7 protein-coding genes are annotated in these 22,555 nt (G+C 68.3%); 2 read left to right on the top strand and 5 right to left on the bottom strand.

What is annotated here, in order from left to right; translation table 11 throughout:
• Nucleotides 1-14: 14 nt before the first annotated feature.
• The 4 genes from ACOQPI_RS05240 to ACOQPI_RS05225 all read right to left on the bottom strand — a co-directional run bounded on the left by ACOQPI_RS05240 (nucleotide 15) and on the right by ACOQPI_RS05225 (nucleotide 18,125).
• Entirely contained in the window at nucleotides 15-15,251 is a 15,237-nt protein-coding gene (locus tag ACOQPI_RS05240) for a beta strand repeat-containing protein (RefSeq protein WP_420618639.1), read from the bottom strand.
• A gap of 405 nt (nucleotides 15,252-15,656) precedes the next feature.
• Nucleotides 15,657-17,114, bottom strand: coding sequence for a HipA domain-containing protein (locus ACOQPI_RS05235; RefSeq protein WP_420618638.1), 1,458 nt, complete (start codon nucleotides 17,112-17,114; stop codon nucleotides 15,657-15,659).
• The gene (locus ACOQPI_RS05230; RefSeq protein ID WP_420618637.1) at nucleotides 17,111-17,389 is read right to left on the bottom strand and encodes a helix-turn-helix domain-containing protein; all 279 of its coding nucleotides are present in this window, start codon (nucleotides 17,387-17,389) and stop codon (nucleotides 17,111-17,113) included. The genes ACOQPI_RS05235 and ACOQPI_RS05230 overlap by 4 nt, the downstream gene beginning before the upstream one ends.
• 79 nt (nucleotides 17,390-17,468) lie before the next feature.
• Nucleotides 17,469-18,125 (bottom strand): hypothetical protein, encoded by a 657-nt coding sequence (locus ACOQPI_RS05225; protein ID WP_420618636.1) that lies wholly within the window; start codon nucleotides 18,123-18,125, stop codon nucleotides 17,469-17,471.
• Between the two features lie 227 nt (nucleotides 18,126-18,352).
• On the opposite strand from ACOQPI_RS05225, the gene ACOQPI_RS05220 reads away from it, so the two are divergent.
• Both ACOQPI_RS05220 and ACOQPI_RS05215 read left to right on the top strand, forming a co-directional pair.
• On the top strand, nucleotides 18,353-18,592 hold the full coding sequence (locus ACOQPI_RS05220) for a hypothetical protein (RefSeq protein ID WP_420618635.1): 240 nt from the start codon (nucleotides 18,353-18,355) through the stop codon (nucleotides 18,590-18,592).
• 149 nt (nucleotides 18,593-18,741) lie between these two features.
• Entirely contained in the window at nucleotides 18,742-20,025 is a 1,284-nt protein-coding gene (locus tag ACOQPI_RS05215; RefSeq protein WP_420618634.1) for a Fic family protein, read from the top strand.
• 128 nt (nucleotides 20,026-20,153) lie between these two features.
• Here the strand turns inward: ACOQPI_RS05215 and ACOQPI_RS05210 are convergent, their stop codons facing one another.
• A complete protein-coding gene (locus tag ACOQPI_RS05210) occupies nucleotides 20,154-22,535 on the bottom strand; it encodes an ABC transporter substrate-binding protein (protein ID WP_420618633.1) in 2,382 nt (793 codons plus the stop codon).
• Nucleotides 22,536-22,555 lie beyond the last annotated feature (20 nt).

Below are 22,555 nucleotides of genomic sequence, written 5' to 3'. Positions count from 1 at the left end.
TCGTTGTCGGTGGGTTAGTCGGTGATGGTGATGGTGTAGGTGCTGATGTCGCCGAGTGTGTAGTCGGGGCCGTTGAACAGGCGGAGGACGATGGTCTCGTTGGGTTCTCGGGCCCTGTCGTTGATGAAGCGGATCGTGGGCAATCGCCAATAGCCATAGGCAGGAGCGGTGGTAGGGGCGGTGATGGCGCCCTCCCAGATGCCGTCTCGGTCGTTGTCGTGGAGGGTGTAGGGATGCTGCCACGTGATCTCGTAGTCGGCGCCGAGGGTGGCGGTGGAGGCGTTGGCGTCGATGGCGAAATGGATGGTGATGGGGGCTGCGGGGGCAGGGCTGATCGTAAAGGAGGGATAGCGGGCGACGTCGTGCTCGGTCACCGAACTCGACTCGTGGACGAACGAGACGCGCGGCGTCGCGGGATTCGCGTCGTCGTCGAGGATCGTCAGGGTGAACGCCGTCGGCGATCCCAGCACGTAGCCCGCACCGCCGCCCGGAGCGCTCAGCGTCAGCACGACGGTCTCGTCACCCTCGTTGGCCGAGTCGTCGGTGATGGGGATGTAGATGGCCGCGGTGGTGGCGTTCGCCGCCACGGTGATCGTGCCGCTGGGCGCGGTGTAGTCAGCGCTTCGGGTCGCGGTGCCGCCGATCGTGTAACGCACCGTGATGGGCGTCGCGGGCGCGGGCAGCACAGTGAGGGTCACTTGGTGGGTGCCCGTGCCCTCGCCTGCCTGCTCGGCGGCGGTCGCGAACGCCGCTGTGGGCGACACGTCCTGATCGGTGATCGTCAGCGTGTGGGAGCGGCGCGAGCCAACCTGGTAGCCCACGCCGCCGGTCAGCGTCAGAACCACCGTCTCGTCGGGCTCCTGGCCGGAATCGTCGATGATTGTCACGGGGATATCAACGAACGCGGCGCCGGCGGCCACGCTCGCTGAACCCGCCGCTGTGAAGTCGGTGCCGCGGGTCGCGCTGCCGCCGATCGTGTACCCCACGGTTATGCCGCGATGCGGCGCCGGGTTGAGGCTCACCCGCACTTGGCGGATGCCCGCGCTCTCGTCGACGCTGGCCGCTGCCGTCACGAATTGCGCGGTCGGCACGTCGTTGTCCCGCACCGTGACCGTCGCAGTGGCCGGCGTTCCGACGGCATAGCCGCTGCCGGCGGTCAACGTGACTGTCACCGACCCGTCGGCCTCGTCCGCACTGTCGTTCTGCGTCGGGATGCTGATGGTGGCGCCGGTGCCGCTGAGAGTGCGCGTCTTGTTCGAGCCGAGCTGCCCTGAGGTCACGAACTGGCCGTTCTGGGTGACCGTGTAGCGCACCGAGATCGTGCCCGACGCCGCCGGATTGGCCGACACAGTGAACGTGGCGTTGCCGCCCTCGTCCACCGCCGGCCCCGCTATAACGCTCACCTGCGGCACGCCGGCTGTGTCATTGTCGGTGATGGTCAGCGTGTGAGACTGGTTGGTGCCGATGTCGTAGCCCGCGCCGCCGGTCAGCGTGAGAACCACCGTCTCGGCGCTCTCCGTGGCGCTGTCGTCGGTGATCGCCACGGGAATGGCCGCGGTGCCCGACGTGCCCACCGCCACCGTGCCCGTGTTGGAGGTGACTCCGCTGATCGTGTAGTCGCTGCCGCGCACCGCCGTGCCCGACAGCGCATACGACACCGTGGTGCTCTGCGCGGGGGCGGGAACCAAGCGCACCGTGACATTCCGGGTGCCAGCCGACTCGGCTGCGGTCGACGCCGCCGCCGCGAACTGCGCTGTGGGCACGTCGTCATCGCGCACCGTCACTGTCGCAGAGCTCGGCGTTCCGACGGTGTAGCCGCTGCCGGCGGTCAACGTGACTGTCACCGACCCGTCGGCCTCGTCCGCACTGTCGTTCTGCGTCGGGATGCTGATTGTGGCGCCGGCGCCGCTGAGAGTGCGCGTCTTGTTCGAGCCGAGCTGCCCTGAGGTCACGAACTGGCCGTTCTGGGTGACCGTGTAGCGCACGGTGACCGTGCCCGACGCCGCCGGGCTGGCCGACACCGCGAACGTCGCCGCGGTGCCCTCGTCCACCGCCGGCCCCGCTGTGACGCTCACCTGCGGCACCTCGGGCGGCGGGGGCGGCGGCAGCGGCCCGCTCTCGTTGTCGTCGATGGTGATGGTGTAGGTGCTGATGTCGCCGAGCGTGTAGTCGGGGCCGTTGAGCAGGCGGAGGACGATGGTCTCGTCGCGCTCGCGGACGCGGTCGTCGATGAAGCGGACCGTGGGCAATCGCCAAAAGCCATAGGCAGGAGCGGTGGTAGGGGCGGTGATGGCGCCCTCCCAGATGCCGTCTCGGTCGTTGTCGTGGAGGGTGTAGGGATGCTGCCACGTGATCTCGTAGTCGGCGCCGAGGGTGGCGGTGGAGGCGTTGGCGTCGATGGCGAAATGGATGGTGATGGGGGCTGCGGGGGCAGGGCTGATCGTAAAGGAGGGATAGCGGGCGACGTCGTACTCGGTCACCGAACTCGACTCGTGGACGAACGAGACGCTCGGCGTCGCCGGCACCACCGTGGTGCCGGCGATCTTGAACACCGGCGACATCGCGTACAGCGGGCGCTGCTGGGTGTTGGCGCTGTGGCCCTCGTGCATGAACGCCCACGTCACATCGTGGCTCGCGGCGCGCGACACGTTGGGGCTGTTGCCCAGCGGGTAGTCATACGCCTCGCAGGAGTTTCCGGTTCCGGTCCACGCCTGGTGCCCCTGGCCCGGGTTCACCCCGCTCGCGATGTTGCGGTTGCCGGTCTCGCTGCGCGGATCGTCGGTGTCCCAGCCGGTGGTTACCCCATTGCCCGACTTCACCGCCTGATCGCACAGATCTGCGTAGTTGTTCGCCAGGATCGCGCCACCCAGCCAGTAGATCGGCGTGCCCGCCGTGTTGCCTGCGTTGGGGACGGTGGACCCGTCGGCCCACACGTCGTTTGCGCCGTTGAAATGGCCGGTATGGCCCGATGCCATGCCGACATGCACCCGGGCGGTGGTGCCCGTGGTGCCGCTGGAGCTGCGGGTGGACGCGAACGCCTTGAAGAACCCCGCATAAGCCACGATGTCTGCGTGGCCGCCCGTCGCTGCCGCATCGCGGACGAACGCGTCGTAGTCGGCGATGTCCGACGACGCCGCGTCGCGGGTCGCCGAGGTGCGGAACAGCAGCCGGAAGTCGTCGCCCGCGCCCAGCCCCGAAGGTGCCAGCCCCCACGACGAAGGCACCGTGACGTCGCCTGTCTCGTCATCGACCACCACGAACGCGACCGGGCCGCCGGTGACCGCGCCCAGCGTCGCGCCGCCCCCGCCCGACGGCGCCCGGGCGCCCGACCCATAGCCGATCACCACATAGGGCTGCGTGCGCACCGCGTTGTTCACCGGCGAGAACCGCAGCACCGCGCTCGACGCGCCCGCGGAGAGTTGCACCGCCGGATTCTGGGCGCTGTGCGGATTCGAAGTGAGAAGCGCCACACCGGCCTGCGTGGCGGGCTGGAGCCCGAAGGTGTAGTCCGAGCCTGCCGTCGCGCCCTGCACGCTCAGCGGCACCGTGACCGTCTCAGAGCCAGTCAGCGCCCGGCCCAGCGTGATCGTGACGTCCTTGCGGCCCGCCGCGCCCGCCGCGCCCTCGGTGACGTCGCCGGCAGGCGCTGACAGCGTGACCGTCACCGGCGTCGCCGCGGTGTCGTTGTCGGTGATGGTCAAGGTATGCACGCCCTCCGAACCGACGCCGTAACCGCCGCCTGCGGTCAGCGTCAGCACAATCGTCTCGGCGTTCTCGGGGGCGCTGTCGTCGGTGATCGCGACCGGAATGTCCACGAACGCCGAGCCAGCAGTTGCCTGCACGGTGGACGGCACTGTGTAGTCGGTGTTGCGTGCAGCGTTCCCGCCGACGGTGTAGCTGATCGTGAGATTCTGGTAGGGCACAGGCGACAGGTTCACGCGCATGTTGCGTGTCCCGGCGCTCTCGGCCGCCGACGACGATGCAAGCGCGAACTGTGCTTGCGGCACGTCGTTGTCGGTGACTGTCACGGTCGCCGCTGCGGGCGACCCGACGGTGTAGCCGGTGCCGCCAGTCAAGGTGACGGTCACCGACCCGTCGGCCTCGTCGACGCTGTCTGCTTGCGTCGGGACGGTGATTGTCGCGCCGGCGCCGGTCAGGCTCTGCGACTTGCCCGTGCCCAGCTGCCCCGACGCCACGAACTGGCCGCTCTGGCTGACCGTGTAGCGCACCGTGACCGCGCTGGCCGCAGCAGGGCTGGCCGACACCGTGAACGTCGCAGCGGTGCCTTCGACGACTGCCGCGGACCCCACAGCGATGCTCAGCTCCGGCACGCCGGCGGTGTCGTTGTCAGAGATCGTCGCGGTGTACACACCGATCGAACCCACCCTGTAACCGGTGCCGTCGGTCAGCGTCAGCACAATCGTCTCGGCGTTCTCGACTGTGCTGTCGTCAGTGATCACCACCGGAATCGACGCCGAACCGGACGTGCCGACCACCACCGTGCCAGAGTTCGACGTCACGCCGCTGATCGAGTAATCAGACCCACGCACCGCCGTGCCCGACAACGAATACGACACCGTCACATTCGCAGTCGGCGCAGGCGACAAACTCACCGTGACGCTGTGGGTGCCCACCGATTCTGCGACCGACGCCGTCGCCACAGCGAAGCTCGCTTGCGGGTCGGCTGTGCCGGCGACCTTGAACACCGGCGACAAGCCGTACAGGTAGCGATTCGAGGTGTTCGCCTTGGTGCCAGTCGTAAACTGGAACCGCAACGGAAACGCGGTAGCAGAGTATCTGCTGTCACAAGACTCGGTCAGTATCGCCACACGCGGCATGGCTGTGCCCAGCGCATGAGCGGTCTCAGCAGTGCCGTCGTGGTTGGTTCCCGTCCAGATCGCGTTTGCGAGGTTCGCATCAGTGTTCGGCAGAGCCACCGAACCCCCAGACTCGTCCCTGGCAACACAGCTGTCCCAGCTCGCGTCATAGAAATCGGCGTAGTCGTCGGCGACCTTCTGGCCGCTCACCCAATAGACCGGAACACCCGTACCAGTCGTTGAAGTGTTGTCGCGTGCGTCCACCGCCGCGGTCGATGCCACCGCCCTGAACGCCGAACTGTGAGACGCCAGCGCCGCGTGGCCTGCCGCAGCACGAGCCTGGACAAACGAGTTGTAAACAGCAATGTCAGCCGACGACGCGTCACGCTTGGTCGAACTCACGAACAGCAGCCGGAACGAATCACCCCCAGACAACCCAGACGGAATCAACGCCCAATTCGCCGGCACCTCCACCCCATCCCCCACCGGGGCGGCGCTGGCGATCGTGAACACCGCCGGTGTGCCGCTGACGCTGAACGTGCCGCCCGAGCCGGTGCTGGCATGGCCTGAGCGCAGGCTGATCCCGGCGGTCTCGCCCGCCTCGGGATGCACAGTGTCGGCCAGCGCGCTCACACGGATCGTCCCGTTGCGCACGCCGCTGCCGCCGGTGATCTTCAACGCGGGCGCGGTCCCGGCCAGACCGGTGCACGACACGCCCGCGCCGTGGCAGGTGATGGTGTAGTCGGTGCCTCTGGTCGCAGTGCCCGCCGGCGCGAAGTTCACCGTCACGGTCTCGCCCGTCTCCAAGTCCCGGCCGGGGTCCACGGTGTAGTCCAGGCTGGACCCCTCGCTCACCGTACCGCTGCCGCCGCTCACGGAGACCGACATGGCGTCGTTGTCGATCACCGTCACCACTGCGGTGTGGGGCAAGCCGAACACGTAGCCGCTGCCGCCGACGACCCCCACCGTCACGTCGGTGTCGGACTCGTCTATCGTGTCGGCCACCGTGTTCACGGTGTAGGTCACCGAGGCCGTGTTCGCCGGAATGGTTACGGCGCCGTACTTGATGCCCGACGCCGCGGGCGAGATGACGTGGCCGCTGTCGCCCACCGCCAAATTGACCGACAGGTTCGCGGCCGGGGCCGGGTCGGCCTCGATGGTGAAGGTGATCGACGTGCCCTCGGTGACGGTGGCCGTCGCAGAGGTGATGCTGATCGCCGGGTCGCTCAAGTAGCTGAACACCGGCGACAGCCCGTAGAAGCTGCGCGTCGCAGAGCTCGACGCCGTCTGCCCGCTGCCCAGCGGCGCCCGCCCGGCACCGCCATCGTTGAGATAGCCGACCGTGACGTTGGCCGAGCCCAGCGGATTGGACGAGCGTGCGCCCGCGGCAGTGGAGCCGGTGAAATAGCCGTTGGCGGCCACCGTCACCCGCGCCCCCGACTCGTCGCGCGGCACCGACTGCTGCGACGGCGTCGACCCTTCGAGCCACTCCCCCCTGAAGTCCGAATTGGCCGCCGCCACCCGCCGCTCCCCAGTCGTTCCCACCTCACCCAGCCAGTAGAAATTCATGCTCGCGCCGCCGGTCACGCTCGCGTGGTTCTGCAACACCACCGCCGACGTCGAGCCCAGCGCCGTGAAGAACCCGGCATAAGGAACGATGTCGGCATGGCCCTCCGCCAAGTGCCGCCGCACGAAATGGTCGTAGTCGGCGATGTCGCCCGAGGAAGCGTCACGCATGCCCGAGGTCACGAACACCAAGCGGAAGTCATGGCGCAGCGTCGCCGCCGCGCTCGGCATGAGCCCCCAACCCGGAAGCACCCCGATCACGCCCGTCTCGTCGTCGGTCAGCACGAACCCGACCGAGTCGTCGCCGGGCGCCGCCAAACCGACCCCGGACCCGCTCGGCGCGCGCCCCCCCGTCCCGTACTTGACGACCAGATACGGCTGCTGACGCAACGCGTCATCGACCGCCGTGAACCGCAGCACCGCCGACGACGCGCCTGTGCTCAAAGTGACCTTGGGCTGCTGGACGCTGTCCGAGCCCGATGTGGACAGCAACACTCCCGCCTGCGACGCCGGGTGCAACGCCAGCGTGTAATCAGACCCCGCCGTCGCGCCCACCACCTCGAGCGGCACGGTCACTGTCTCGCCGTCCACCAGGGCGCGGCTCAGCGTGAGCGTCACGTCCTTGGTGCCGCCGCTCTCCGCGATCCCCCCCGCCGGCGCGCTGATAGTGAGCGTGGTGTCATCGTTGTCGGTGAGCGTGATCGACGCCGACGAGAAGCTGGCGACGCCGGCCCCGCTCCCCGAGACAGTCACCGTCTCGTCGTACTCGTCCGTCGCGTCATCCGTCGGCGTGAGCGTGAACGTCGTCGTGCTGGACGCCGCGCCGGCCGGGATCGTGATCGCCGCCGGCGCCGTCGCCGTGTAGTCCACCGCGTCGGCGTTGCCGGAACCCGCCTGCGAGACCGTGACCGTCCTAGACGAGCCGTAGCGGGTGCTCCCTTGCACCGTCGCCGTCACCGTGACCGCCGTCGCGCCCGCGCCCTCCGCGATCGTCGATTCGTCCACGCTCAGCGCGACGCCTGTCGGCGCCGCGTCGTCGTCGGTGATGGTGACGCTGGCGCCGTTGACGGTCAGATCCAAGAGGGTGCCGCTGAGCGCCGCCGCGCCGTGCTGCTCGTCCCAGTTGTTGTTCGTCGGCGTGAGCGTGAAGCTGCCCGAACCTGAAGCGGCCCCGCGAACGATGCTGATGTTGAAGCTGGCGACCTGGCTGAAGTTGACTCGGCCCTGTGAGTTGTGCCCGTCGACATCGACCCCCACGGTCACGGTGTTGGCGAAGCGCGTCCCGCCGTCCACCGTCGCTGTGACCGCGACGGTGCGCGCGCCGCCGTTTTCGGTGATCGACTTCGGGTTCACGCTGAGGGTGACGCTCGTCGGCGCGGCGTCGTCGTCCGTCAGCGTGATCTGCGCCGACGCGATGCCGGGCGTGCTGGTGCCCATGATGCTGCCGGTCACCATGACGGTGTTGTCAGCCTCGTCGACGACGTCGTCGTCGGGCGTGAGCGTGAACATCCCCGTGGCCGACTGCGCCCCCGCGGGAATGGTGATCCTGAACGTGCTCACCGGCGCCATGTCAACGTAGTTGATAAGGCCGTCGGCGGTCGCAGCGACCGTAACATCCACCTCCTGTGCGACGCCGAAGCGGGTCGCTCCCACCACCGTCGCCGTGACCGTTATCGTCGTCGCGCCGTCGCCCTCCCCGACGGTCGAGTCGTCCACGCCCAGCGTGATCACCTTCGGCGCTTCGTCGTCGTCGGTTACAGTCACCGCGACGCCCGGCTTGGACGGCGCCGTCGGCGTGTAACGCGAACCGTCGCCGTTGCCCGACGCGATCGCGTGGGTGATGGTGACGGAGCGCTGGTCGCCGGGGTTGTCGATGATATCCTGGGTGCCGCGCACGGTCACCGTCTGGGCCGTGCCCCAGTTGCCCGACGTGCCCGCCGTGAACTCGAGATCCACCGACGAGCCCCACGTCGAGCCGCCGTCGTCGCTGACCTGCGTCCCCGCCGGCGCCGTGGCCGTGATCGTCACATTGCTCAACGGCTGCGAGCCCAGCACCACCGTGTAGTCGTCCGTGTCGCTCTGGTTCTCGCTCACCGTCGTCGTGCCGCCGCTCGGGGTGACGGTCACCGCCGCGGTGTCGTTGTCGTTGATGGTCACGGCCACGCTGTCCGCCGAGCCCGCGACGACGCCCGCGGGCAGCGCCCCGAACTCCAGCACCAGCGTCTCGGCGTCCTCGTCGATCCTGTCGTCGGTGGCGTTGAAGGTGAGCGTGCCGCTGCTGGACCCGCTCGTGATGGCGACGCTGCCGCCGTTGGAGAGCGTGAAGTCCGCCGACGACGCGGTGGGGGCGCCGCTCGTGCGCATCCGCACGGGGATGGACAGGTTCGCGTCCGCGCTCGTGTTCAGCGTCACCGTGACCGTCAGCGTGCCGCCCTCGGTCACTGTCCCGCTCGCCGAGACGCTGAGCTCCGCCGCCGCCCCCTCCACGCTGAAGACCGGCGACATGCCGTAGAGGGGCCGGGTCTGCGTGTTGGCCTGGGCGTTGGCGTGCCAGAGGCTGGCGCCGCTGTCGGCCCCACCGCGCGACACCGTGCTCGCTCCGAGGGGGTGGTTCCACGCCTCGCAGGCGTTGCCCGAGCCCGTCCAGGGCTCGTACGGCATGAAGTCGCTGATCGTCCCCGTCGGGACGTTGCGCGTGCCGTCCTCGCTGCGCGGGTCGTCGCGGTCGAAGCCGTCCCGTACGCCGGTTCCCGAGCCTGACCAGGCTTGGTCGCACAGGTCGCGGTAGTTATTGGCCAAGATCGCGCCGTTGAGCCAGTAGATCGGCGTGCCCGCGGCGTCGGAGTCGGTGCCCGAGCCGTCTGCCCAGGTCGGGCTGTGGCCGGTGTGAGCTGCCGTCATGTCGTTATGCACGCGCGCCGTCGTGCCCGTGCTTCCGCTACCGCTGCGCGTGCTGCCGAACACCTTGAAGAAGCCGGCGTAGGGGAGGATGTCGGCGTGGCCGCCCGTCGCCAGCACCTCGCGGATGAAGGCGTCGTAGTCGGCAATGTCGGTGGACGTGGCGTCGCGGCCCGTCGAGGTGCGGAACAGCAGCCGGAAGTCGTCGCCGGGGCCGACGCCGCTGGACGGCACGAGCCCCCACGACGACGGCACCTTGACGGCGCCCGTCTCGTCGTCCACCAGCACGACGCCGATCGGGCCGCCGGTGACGTCGCCCAGGGTCACGTTGACGCCCGAGGGCGCGCGTGCGTCCGTCCCGTAGGCGACGACGGCGTAGGGCTGCTCGCGGTCGCTGTCGTTGACCGGACGCAGCCGCAGCGTCGCGCTGGTGCCGCCGGACACGAACCGCAGCGCCGGGTTCTGCGCCGTGTGGGTCGTGCCCGAGTTCAGCAGCGTCACGCCCGTCTGCGTCGCCGGATGCAGCCCGAAGGTGTAGTCGTCCGCGACCGTCGCGCCCTGCACAACCAGCGGCACCGTCACCGTCTCGGCACCCGTCAGGGCGCGACCGAGCGTGATCGTGATCGTGCGGTAGCCGGTCGTGCCGGCGCCGTTCTCCACCGCGTTGCCGTTCGCGTCGCCGTCGGAGGCGGACATGGTCACGGTCACCGGCGTCGCATCGTCGTCGGTGATGGTGACGGTGGTCGTAGCCGGCGAGCCCAGGCTGTAGCCGGACCCGGCGGTCAGCGTCATCGTGAACGTCTCCGCGCTCTCGGCGGTGTTGTCGTCGATGATCGGCACGGTAAAGGTGTGCGACGTCTGCCCGGAAGGGAAGGTGAAAAACGCCTCAGGCGCGGTGAAGTCGTCGACAGCAGTAGCGGTCACAGCCCACGAACTGAGGTTGACGGTCAAATCGCTGGTGGGCGCGGGGCTGGCGTTCACCTGGATGCTGACCGTCCCTGCGCTCACGTTCTCGGCCACGCTGTAGGTCGCCGCATTGAAGGACAGCTCCGGCAGCGTCATCAGCTCGAACACGGGCGAGATGCCGAACATGGGGTACGTGCCAGTGTTTGAAAGGACACTGCCGTCATCCAGAGGGTTGGTGCCCCCCGGGTTGGCGTAGCCGACCCTCACACTGGAAGTCCCCAGCTCGTGAGCGCCTGCCTTGAGCCCAGTGTGGAGTGAGCCGGTCCAGATACTTCCCCCCGCCGTCCTGAGCGCCCCCGACTCGGTCCTGTCCACGGTCGAGTGATTGGCTCCGCCCTCGGTTCCTCCGCTCCATCCGCCCGCGTCATAGAAATCCCAGTAGTTGTTCGCCACCTGTTCACTGGACGGCGCGGCGAGCCAGTAGACCGCGACCCCGGAGTCGCCGGCGCTCGTGGAGCCGTCCGCCCAGCCGCCGCTGCCGGAGTTCGCGTCGGGATCCCACATGCCCGTGTTCTCGCGCGCGTCCACGGCGGCGGTGGAGCCGATCACCCTCACGAGGCCGCCGTAGGGCAGCAGATCCGCGTGGCCGCCCCGCGCCACGACCCCCTGCACCCACCTGTTGTAGTCGTCGATGTCCGCCGACTCCGCCGTGCGCGTCTCGGAGGTGACGAAGATCAGGCGGAAGCGGTCGCCCGCGCTGAGGTCGGACGGCGCGAGCCCGAATGCCCCCGAGTCCACCCTGATCACACCCGACTCGTCGTCCACGATGGAGAAGACGATCGGGCCGCCTGAGACCTCGCCGGCCGTGATGCCGTTCACCAACGGGGTTCCTGTGCTGATCGAGACGGCGGGCTGCGAGCGGACCGCGTTCTGCACAGGCGTGAGGCGCAGCGTCACCGTCTGCAAGTTGTTGCCAACCATCTGCACCGTCGGGTTCTGCGTTGAGTTCCCTATCACGGTCACGCCCGTCTGCGACGCCGGCTCCAGATCGAAGGTGTAGTCATCCGTGACCGTCGCGCCCTGCACGGTCAGCGGCAGTTGCATCCACTGGCCGGAGGCCAGCGCGCGACTCAGCGTGATCGTGATCGTCTTGTAGCCCTCCGCGCCGCTGCCCCCCTCCACCGGGTTGCCGTCCGAGTTTCCGTCGGAAGCGGAGAGCGTGACGTCAACGGTCGGCAGCGCTCCGGTATCGGCGTCGGTCACCGTGACCGTGGCCGTGGAGGCGCTCCCGAGCGTGGCGTCGACGGGGTCGCCGAGCCCCACCGTGAACGTCTCCGCGCTCTCGCTGACGCTGTCGGCTGTGATGTCGACGGTGATCGTCTTCGATGTGTCGCCCGCGGCGAACTGCGCCGTGCCCGTCGCCGAGGTGTAGTCGCCGGGGTGCGTGGCGGCGCTCGCGCCGGTGCCGTCGGCCGTCGTCCAGGTCACGGCCGAGGGCACGAGCGTCGTGCCGGTCCTGGTGACGGTCAGCGTCGCTGTGCCGCCGGTCTCCGAGGCGCTGGCCGTGGCGGGGCTGAACTGGATGGTGGGTTTGTCGGCGGCGTCGGTGATGATGCCGATAGCGGTGGCCTTGAGGGAATCGAGCGGCGGCGGGGTGCCCGTGCTCGTTGGGGTGCCGAGCGTTACGGTGAAGTAGTGGTCGCTCTCGTAGGTGGAGTCCTGCGCGGTCGCGACGCTGAAGGTCGCGCTGGTGCTGTTGGCGGGGATGGTGACGCTGCCGGCGTCGTTGTCGTAGTCCGCGCCGGTGCCGCCCGACGCGCCGGTGGCGATGATGTAGGCGGGGTCGCCGGCGACGCCGCGTCCGTCGGTCAGCGTGTAGGGGACGCTGACGCCGGCTGTGTTGGCGTAGCCGTCGGGCAGGGTGACGGTGAACGTGATCGGGCTGCCCTCGGCGGCGGAGGCGTCGGCGATGGCGACGCCGGGCTCGGGGCTCACGACGAACACGCCGGAGAGCGCGTACATCGGGCGCTGCTCGCCCGCGTTGGCAACATCCCTGCACACGCCGAATTGGCTTTGCCCACTACCTTGGCTAGTCGGCCCCAACGGATTCTGATGATTCGTGTTGGTGTTCAAGAATCCAAGCCATACCCTGGCACCACCAATGGGGTATTTGTAGCGCGCCGGCCAAGGAATACACGCGCCAGTACCGTCATCGAAGCCATGGTGAACGCTGCCGGTCCAGTAGCCGCTGGTATTCGGGCTAACCATGACGCCATCGGCCGTGCGTGGATTGGCCTCGTCATCCCAGTTGCCGTCCGTGAAGTCCCCATTGTTGTCGGCGACCTTGCTGCCGCCCACCCAGAAGATGGAGACATTGGGGTGGTCACTGTTGTTGCCGGGTTTGAACTCCGCATGGTCCCTGGCGTCCGTTGAGGAGGTCGTGCCGACAGCCTTGAAGAGTGACGCATAGGGAATCATGTCGGCGACACCGCCGCTCACCAGGTCGTTGCCAGTGATCTCTGCTCGGACGAACGTGTCGTATGTGGAGAGGTTGCCGCTCGTCGCCGCTGTTGTCTGGCTGGTGACGTAGATCAAGCGGAACCGGTCGCCGGCACTGAGCCCGCTGGGCAGCAGCGACCAGTCCGGCGCCACGGCGGTGGCATCCCCTGACAACAACGGTTCGTCGTCCTCGATGCCGAACCAGGCTGTCTTGCCGTCGACCAACAGCTTGGTGCCAGCGTCGAAATCCCCGGTCCACAGCGCCTCGATCTCCGCGGGCTTCAGGAAGCCGACTGAGATCTGCTCGTCGAAGCCTTCGCCGTCGTCGAAGCCGTCGCGGGCGTGCAGCGCGAACGTGGCGGTCTGCGCGCCTGCGCCGCGGAACTCCAGGATGCGGTAGCCGCGGTAGTTGGGGGTGTAGCGGTTCACCGCCCGCAGCGACACGCCCGCGCCCGTCGCGGCCATCGCGAAGTCGTTGTGATGCACGGGCCACGCCACGTTCGCGCTGATGCGCGGCCCGCGCAGCCCCTCCACGACATCGCAGTGCTCGTACGCCTCGTCCGGGCTGCCGGAACCGCTGGTGTCGCATTCGCCGTCGACAGTGGAGTGCCCCTCGGCCCGGAGGATGAGCGGGATGCGGGCGTACTCCCCCTCGACGAGCGGGCGGCTCAGCGAGATCGTCAGCGACCGGTCGACGCGGGTGGCGTCGCCCTCGGCCATCACCTCCGAGATGTTGCTGTCCGACTGCGACGCCCGCACGCCCGCGCCGGTCATGGTGACGTCGGTCGCGTCATCGTCCACGACGGTCAGGTGGTGCGTGGCGAAGATTCCGGAGTAGTTGCTGTCAGAGCTACTCATGGCGTGCGCGATCGTGACGGCCGCGTCCGCCGCGTCGATGTTGTTGTTCACGCCCATGACCGTGACGGTCTGCGGCATGCTCCAGATGCCGTTACCACTCGGCGTGAAGGTGAGCGACGCGCCCGTCGTGACCGTCGCCCGGTGCGTGGATTGGCTGCTGACTGCGACAGTGACGTTGGCGGTCGGCGCGGAGTTCAGCCGCACGGTGTAGGAGTAGGTGCCGCTCTTCTCGTCGACGCGGCCATCGCCGGTGTCGATGACTGTGAGGCCTGCGGTGGCCTCCACCAGGGTCATTTTGTAGCCGCGCTCGGCGCCTTTGTTTTTGTCGTAGCCGGGGCAGGCGACGCCGGAGCAGGCCCCGCCGGCGAGGTTGGTGTCGATGTGGCGGTCGCGCCAGGTGTCCGAGTGCTGCGGGATGTTCACCGACAGCGTCTCGGCGGCGTTGTTGCCGTCGTCGGCCGCCGCGGTCACGACGACCGTCGCCTCCTGCGCGCCGGCGCCGGTGAAGGTCACCACCCCGGTGGTGGCGTTGAGGGCCGCGCCCGTCGGCGTGCCGTCGAGCGCGATCGTGAACTCCGTCCCCAGCGTCGCGCCGATGAACCGCAGCGGCACGCTGACCTCCTCGGTCCCGGCGAGCGCCCGGTCGATGCGCACCCGGAACTTGGCCGTGTCGGAGCTGTCGCCCTCGGTCGCTGTGTTGTCGGGGGGCGACGCGGGCAGCAGGCGCACCCGCGTCGAGTCGTCGTCGATCACCGAGAACGCCACATCGGGAATGGTCACGCCGCCATAGAGCGTGCCGTTGCCACTGGCGCCGTCTGCGTATCTGGCGTCCAGGACCAGCAGGCGGAACTCGAAAGTGCCGGTGTGCGCGCCGCCCGCGGCGTCCGCGACGTTGTCATTGGCGAAGAACACGGCCTCCTTGGTGAGATCGGCGCCCGTCGCCCCCGAGCTCCACCGCGCCACCTCCACATCATGTTCGGGAGCATCCGACGAGTTGGGGCCCACCCCGCGCGCAGCCCACCTAAATGTTTCACTGCCCTCAGCGTCAGGACCCGTGGCGACCCTCGCGCCCGTGCGCGCCACCAGCACGACGTCCGAGGTCGGCGACGACGCCAGCGCGACCCGCAGCCTGGCCTGCTTGTCGCGGGGGTCGTCGTTGCGGCTCGACTCCATCATCGTCAGCCTGCTGCCCCCCAGCACCGTCACCGTCGCGCCCACCGCGCCCGCGACCACCGTGTCCGGCTCCGGCTCTTCGACCGTCACCGTCCAATCACCCAAAACGGTGCCCCCCACACAATCAGCCGTCGTACACAACCGCACACCGAACGTCTCATCGTCCGCCCCGTCGCTGTCGGAGTTCGCCCTCACCTCGAAACGGATCCTCTTGTACACCGCATCCGGATACGCCCGCGGGCCATCGCGGTCAGGAATGATCGCCAGCGCCCGCCCCAACAGATCATTCGTCGAGGCCGTGATGTCGCCCGCCTCAGCAGAAAACGACCCCGCCACGCTGAAATGAAGGAAATACCGCGGACGCGACGCTATGCCCGAAATCTCAAAATCCCGAGTCTGCCCCTCGACAATCGAAGTCCGATGCAAAACCGCCGAGCCAGCCGAGCCCTGCGCCGAAGCCTCAGACGGCCCCAACCCCAAAGGAAAACCCGCCGGAACCGCCGCCAACAACGACGCGAACAAAACCAGCGCCAACCCGGCACCCAGCCAACGCCTCACCGAACACACCACCCCGCAGGCAGAACCCCCCCCCCGCGAGGAATCCAACCGTACCGCAGGCGCGCCAACAGACTCAGAAAAATCCGAACCGCCATAACCCAACATTATCTACCCCCCCCCCCCCCCACGTCAACCCCTCACCGCTTGACAAGTGACCGGACAACGGGGGGAACCTCACTTGTCTGGTGATCTCGGTTCTGGTCAGATGTCGATCTGGGCCGGCGAGCCCTCAGCGGCCCGTTAGCCGGCGAGGCCCTGGGCGAGTGTGCGGGCCGGTGGCGGGGGGTCAGCGCACCGGGCAGGCGGTCAAGTCAGCTCGGCCTGTTGTGGTCTCTGGCGTGGGGGGCTACCGAGTCGATGCGGCGGCGAGCGCCCCGGGTGTCAGCGCTTGTCGTAGGTGTGGGGGCCGCGGTGACCGAGGGGCCTGTTGCAGCGCCGCCGCGACCGCCGCCCTATGTGCGGGCATCGGGTGGGCCGCCGGCCTGCGGGGAGGACGGGAACGACTGCTGAGGGCGTGCCGGTCCGGCTGGGAGCGGGCGATTGCGGTCTGGTGTGCCGTCCCCACATGCCGTCGGGGCGGGGTTCTGTGAGGGCGGCGAGCGCGGCGATGCGCTGGCTGTCGGCGAGCGGGCCGGGGAGACTGTCGATGGCTGCGGCGAGCGCGGCGGGAAGGCGGGAGGCGAGGTCGGAGACGCGTTCGGCGGCCCGGTCGGGATCGATTCCGGCTTCGGCGGCACAGTCTCGCCACGCTTGGGGCAGGTCTGCTTCGGACACCGACCAGGCGGTGCCGATCTGCATGGCCAGTGTGATGCCGCCCTCGCCTATCTCAGGTGGCGCCCACGGGGCTTTGGAGCACACGTCGTAGAGGGGGGCGAGCGCGGTTTCGCCTGCGCCCAGCAGGATGCTGTAGTTCTTGGCGTGGGCGTCGTCGGCGGCGAGCAGCCAGTTGCACGCCAGAGCGTCATAGAAGCGCTCTGTGTCGCCGGGAGAGCCGGCCCGGTTGAGCAGGCCGGCTATGTCGAACACAGCCGGACCGCCGTTGCGCTGGAATTTGAACCGGGACGGGAAGCCGAGCGCCTGACACAAGTCCTCTTGGTGGACTCGCTCCACAACAACACCGCCGCCGGCAGTGCGGTCGTATCGCTCCACGGCGATGGCCCGCTGCCGCCCGGCGACAACGATCTCGGTTCGGGCGGCGGGCATCCCGGTCCGGCGCAACGCGTCCATGCAGACGTGCTCGACGAGATCGGTGTCGGGGTAGCCGGGCAGGGCGATTTTCAAGATGTGGGTGGACGGCGCGCCGCCGACGGGCGCGGCCCATGATCCGTCGCCGGTTTTGCACAGCACGGTTTTGGCCTGCGCTCCGGCGAGGCTGAACGGGGCCATAGGCCCTGCCTCAGCGGGCGGCGGCATGCCCGCTCGGAGCTGTTCCAAGCGCCGCTCGAGTTCTTGCTCGGACAAGGGGACGGAGCCGGGTGTGCGGGAGGCCATCTCGTCTAGCCGTTCCGGCGGGCAGAACTGGACGGCGCCGGCGCAGTCCCAGCCGATCTTGGTGGCGAGCAGGTCCATGGGGTCGTCGGAGAACGCCCCGTAGCGCGCCGCCCAGTATTCGCGGGCTTCGAGCCGGGCGGGGAGCAGCCCGTCCATCCAGTCGGCGATGTCGTGCTCGCCTTCTCCGAGGGGGATCGACAGCGACAGGGGTGCGGCGGCCCGATCTGTGGCGTAGTCGGAAGCGTAGGAGAACCAGCAGGCACCCTCCCGGCCCGCTCTGACCGTCCCGGCGACACGGCCGCCGAGGAGCACGACGAGGCCGCCTCGGTTTGTTTGCGCTGCTGTCATGGGCCGGCGAAGGAGGCGGCGTAGGCGGCGAGGCGCCCTGTTGGGGGAGCGGGGCACAGGTCGATCTCGTAGCCTAGCGCTGAGAGAACGGCGAGCACCGTTGCGGTGCTGGTGCCCCTAGAGGCCCCCTCGATCTCGCTGATGCGGCCGCGGGGCACACCGGCGGCGGCGGCGAGGTCGGCCTGGGTCATCTTCTGGGCGCGGCGCAACTCGCGCACGGCATCCCCCAGCCGTTCAGCGTCTACGATGCGGGCGATCCGCCCCTCATGATCCACACCCACAGTATAGCTGTGCCGCACGACATATCGTGCAACAGGGTTATATGTCGGGTTGGTGGGCCCCGCCGCCTGCCGTCTATTGCGCCTGCCTGGACACGGCGGTGGCCATGTCGGCTGCTTCGCCGGCGGTCGCTTCCCCCTCGGGGGGCGGGCGTCTGCCGAAGACGATATCCCACCACGGGCGCAAACTGTCGCCGGTCATCCAGTCGAGCATCCCCGGCCCGTCGATCTTCAAGCAGATGCGGTGCCCGCTGGGAATACGGGTGTCCAACTCGATGCTCGTCGCGGTTTCACAGGCGGTGTGCGAACAGGCGGGTTCCGCCCAGCGGTATCTCGGTGCGGCCGGTCTTGGCGTAGAAGCGGCGGCCCTGGCGCTGTCGGAGTTCGCCGTCACCTCGAAACGGATCCTCTTGTACACCGCATCCGGATACGCCCGCGGGCCATCGCGGTCAGGAATGATCGCCAGCGCCCGCCCCAACAGATCATTCGTCGAGGCCGTGATGTCGCCCGCCTCAGCAGAAAACGACCCCGCCACGCTGAAATGAAGGAAATACCGCGGACGCGACGCTATGCCCGAAATCTCAAAATCCCGAGTCTGCCCCTCGACAATCGAAGTCCGATGCAAAACCGCCGAGCCAGCCGAGCCCTGCGCCGAAGCCTCAGACGGCCCCAACCCCAAAGGAAAACCCGCCGGAACCGCCGCCAACAACGACGCGAACAAAACCAGCGCCAACCCGGCACCCAGCCAACGCCTCACCGAACACACCACCCCGCAGGCAGAACCCCCCCCCCGCGAGGAATCCAACCGTACCGCAGGCGCGCCAACAGACTCAGAAAAATCCGAACCGCCATAACCCAACATTATCTACCCCCCCCCCCCCCCCCCCACGTCAACCCCTCTGGATGCTGAGAACTGCATCCGACTCGGTCGTCTTGCTAAATGGGGCCTCAGGGTCCGAGGTGCGTGAGAGGGACTACGGCAATGTCGTCGTTCGTCTCGAACGCCCGGCCAACGGCGGTAAGGACGATCAAGCGCGACGGTTCGCCAGCGCGATGGGTATTGACCCTGGCGCGCAGGCGGCGCAGCGTCGCAATTGCAGCTTCGATGGCGTCGGCGCCGCCGAGCTTGATCTCGACGGCCGCCCGATCGTCGCAAGCATGTCGCATCGCATTCCACAGACCGTCGGCGAGGTGCCATAGAGTTGGATTTGATACCGCAAAATAACTGCGAGCGAGCCAAATCCCGCGATCACATCAATGGGCCCCTGGAGAAGTGCCCGCCGCCGCGGCCTGAGAGGCACTTGTCTCACAGAAGTGCCCGCCGGCCGCCAGCCGATTAGCGTGGGCCGATGGGCGCTTACCTCGACCGGATCCACAGAGGACCCCTCGGCCCGGCCCCCTATCGCGCCTATGTGCCCCACGGCATCGCCGGCTGGAACCCCGCGATAGACGCCCAGACAGCCGCTCGCGTCAAAGCCGCCGGCGACCGGATAGCCGCACTGGCCGTGAAGCTGCCCCCTCACCGCTCCATGCAATGGTGCTTGAACCGCTCCGAGGGGATCGCGTCAAGCGATGTGGAGGGCATCTCCACCACCCTGCGGTCCCTGAGCCTCCTCGAATCCCTGCGAGCAGAACAAGATACCCAGCGCCGCCAGCTCGACACCCAAGCCCTCGGAGCGGCCCGCCTCACCGCCCGCGCCGCAGAAATCGGCCGCCGCGCCAATACGCCGATCGGAGTCGCCGATCTCCAGGAACTACACCGTCGCCTCTTCGAAGGCAGCTCCGTGCCGTTCGAGCCGGGCCGACTGCGATCCGACGACATCTGGGTAGGCCCCCCCGGCACCACCCCGCTAGAAGCGCTATACGTCGCGCCACCCGCCGAGCACGTCGAACCGCTCTGCAACGACCTCGGGGAATTCATCTCGGCCCAAGACCTGCTCCACCCCCTCATCAAAGCCGCCATCGCCCACCTCCAATTCGAGACCATCCACCCCTTCCCCGACGGCAACGGACGCGTAGGGAGGGCGCTGATCCACTGCGTGCTACAGCGCAACTGGCCCGAATCGCCGCCGGTCCCGCTGTCGGCCGCCATCGCCCAGCACAAACAGGCCTACTACCAGTCGCTGCGCCCCTACCAGACATACACCGGCGACCCCGACAGCCCGATACGCGCCGCCTGCGCCGAAGCCGCCGCGGCCTACATCGCGGACGCCGCCGAAGTCGCCTGCGACTACACCGAAGCCGTCGCCCAGACCGTCGCCGAAATTCACGCCGATTGGGACGCCCTCGCACTGCGCCCCCACTCAGCCGCCGCCGCCGTCCTAGAGGCCATGGCGACAATGCCCGCCGCCGACGTCGGATACCTCTGCGGCATCACGGGCCGCACCCCCAACGCCGTGCGGCGAGGTCTGCGCCGACTCACCGCCGCCGGTGCCGTCGCAGAAACGCGCGATGAGCACACCGGGCGCAGAGTGTTTGAACTGCCCGAAATCCTCCAAATCGTCGACCACCGCCAAGAACTGCTGAACCGCTGCTGGCAGGCCCGCTCTCACGGCCCCCGCCAAACACCCGCCGAGCTACTCGCCCAATGGCATAACCACACCGCAACCCCCGAACCACCCCAACGACACTGAGTCTAGGGACGGGGAAGCCCAGTTTCGACGGCGTCTGCGTCACCCCCATCACATCGCTGGGCCCCTGAGAAGCGCCCGCAGCCGCAGCCTGAGAGGCACTCGTGTTGCAGAAGTGCCCGCCCTGGGGATCACTCCAGCTTGGCCAAATCCACATCCTGGCTGTCAATCAGCTGGGGGGCGCCGTCTGCGAACTCGACTATCAGGAATCGGCCGAACGTGGGATCGCCCACCTCGTCGAGCTCCAGCGGCCCTGACACGCCGTCGTAGTCGATGTCGAGCCCGGCTTCGAGCAGCCCAGCGCACTCGCGGTAGTCGTGGCATTTCTGGCCGCCGCTGGTAACCGCCCCCACCTGCTCGATGATCGCCGGGCCGCTGGTGGTGCCCGCGGCAAGGGCGGCCAGCGCCAGCACCACCACGCAGTCATAGGCCTGGCCGCCGTAAATCACGTTGCCGTCGGCCAAGTCGATGAGGCGCTGGCTGAACTCGCTGCTGCCCCCCGCTGCGGCGGCCACCAGCCCGTCGATGACGTTGGGGTTGTCGGGGTCCACCGCCGCAGCCAGATTCACATCGTAGAGACCGTCGGAGCTGTACATCGCGGTGGGGGGAATGCCAGCCTCCAGCAACCCCCGCACAATCTGGGCCCCTTCGGCGAACGTAACCAGCACCACCGCGTCGGGCGACATGGCCTCCACCGCCTCGACCGTGGGGTCGTAGCTGCTGGCATCGTCGTCATAGACGAACACCTCGGCGTTCACCCCGAGCGCCTCCAAGTTCTCCTCCATGAGCTGCGACAGGGCGCTGCCCCAATCATCGGCCCGGGCCGGTATGGCCACGTTGGTAGCTCCATCGGCAGCCACGATCCCGGCCAGGATCAGCGACACCGCCTGGTCGGGCGGCACGGTGCGGAAGTAGTAGGCCGCGTTGGCCTGCGTGGAGAACGACGGCGACGTGTTGGAAGGAGAGCACTGCGGGATCTGGGCGTCATAGAGCATCTGGATGAAAGACTGCGACACACCTGAGGCCGACGCGCCCACGATCACGTGCGCTCCCTCCCCCAGCAGGCGGCTCACCGCCTCAGGGGCCACGTCGGGGTCGGTGGCGGAGTCTGCCGCCAGCAGGCGCACCCGGCCGCCGGCCTCCAGGATATCGCCGATGGCCAGGTCTACCCCGATGATCATGGGGGAAGACAGCGTGGACAGCATTCCGGTCTCGGGCAGGATGCGGCCTATCACCAGCTCTGCTCCGCTTCCTGAGGGCTGAGCTGAATCTGCCGATTCGGCGGTTTGGGACGACGAGGCGAGGTCGGCTTCTCGCGTGTCGATCACGGTGAACTCTCCGTCGATGAACTCGGCAACGAGGTACTGCCCATAGCGGGGGTCTCCCACTTCGTCGAGTTCCAGTGGACCGGATACCCCGTCGTAGTCGACATCGACCCCATCGGCTATCAGTCCAGCGCATTCGCCATAGTCGAAGCACTTCTGACCGCCGGCTGTCACCGCGCGCACCTGCTCGATGATGGCGGGACCGGAAGTGGAGCCGGCGGCCAGCGAGGCGAGGGCCAGCACCACCACGCAGTCGTAGGCTTGGGCGCCGTAGAGCACTCCACCGCCGGTCAAGGGCTCCAACCGCAGGCTGTAGTCCTCACCGCCGCCCACGGTGATCGCCTTGAAACCGTCGATGACGCTCGGGTTGGTTGGGTCCACCAACTCGTTCAGATTCGGGGCGTAGACACCGTCGCTTCCGTAAATGGCTCTTGGGGGCACCCCCGCCTCCAGCAGACCTCTGATGATCTGCGCTCCCTCGGCAAAGGATATGAGCACCACCGCATCCGCTCTCATGTCCTCAACGGCGGCCACGGTCGCGTCGAAGCTGGTGGCATCCTCGTCATAGGCGAGAATGCGGCTCTCCACCCCCAGTTCGTCGAAGTTCTCAACCATCAGCTCGGCCAGAGAATTGCCCCAGTCATCAGCCCGGGCCGGCAGCGCCACATTCGTGGCGCCCTCGCTCGCCACCATCTCCGCCAAAATCAGCGCGGCCGCCTGGGTGGGCGGCACCGTCCGGAAATAATAGGCCGCGTTCTCCTGGGTTGAGAACGACGTCGATGTGTTCGACGGCGAGCACTGGGGGATCTGAGCGTCATACAGGATCTGGATGAACGACTGAGACACCCCCGACGCCGACGCCCCCACAATCACATGCGCGCCCTCCCCCAGCAGCCGATTGACCGTCTCAGGCGCCACATCGGGATCGGTGGCCGAATCCCCGGTGAGGAGCCGCACGTTCCCACCGGCAGCTTGGATGTCTTCAACTGCCAGGTCGATGCTCGCAATCATTGCCGGGCCGAACAGCGCCAGCGACCCGGTCTCAGGCATCACCGAGCCGATTACCAGCTCCTGCCCGTCCGCCGCCTCAGCCGGTGCTTCCTGGGCAGCCTCGCCCCCCTCCTCACCGCCGCACCCGAAAGCCACAAGGGCGATCAGCGACGCAGCCCAGACCAAGTGCCTCTTCAACCTGAACTCCTCATCGAAAC

The organism is Candidatus Poriferisocius sp. (assembly GCF_965219815.1).
Taxonomy (GTDB): Bacteria; Actinomycetota; Acidimicrobiia; order Acidimicrobiales; family Bin134; genus Poriferisocius.
The sequence above is the reverse complement of the archived record's forward strand: the minus strand, read 5'-3'. Positions and strand labels throughout refer to the sequence as shown.